This is a genomic window from Nostoc sp. 2RC (genome assembly GCF_014222165.1).
Lineage (GTDB): Bacteria > Cyanobacteriota > Cyanobacteriia > Cyanobacteriales > Nostocaceae > Nostoc > Nostoc linckia.
On the sequence record NZ_JACKZU010000850.1, the window covers coordinates 1 to 251 of the forward strand.

The window sequence follows — 251 nt, forward strand, 5'->3', positions numbered from 1 at the left end:
CCCCTATGGGCAAAATTAGTAGATATTCCTGAAGATCCCGACGAAGCATTAGAGTTTTGGATTAATGATGCAGGTGGTGAAACTCGCCTCACCGATAGCGGCCCCCGTGGTAAGTGGAATCTGTTGATGAATGCGCGGATTTTATCCTTTGAATTACCGCCAGAATGGGAAAGACAAATTGCCGAATCAGAAAAAAAACAACGGCGAACTGCTAAGAGTAGACAAAAAATAAAAACCGCAGGTGATTTAGT

General features: G+C 43.4%; 1 pseudogene. It reads left to right on the forward strand.

Annotated elements, in window-relative coordinates:
* Positions 1 to 251 (forward strand): annotated as a pseudogene (locus GNE10_RS35235) (transcriptional regulator); the annotation flags it as partial.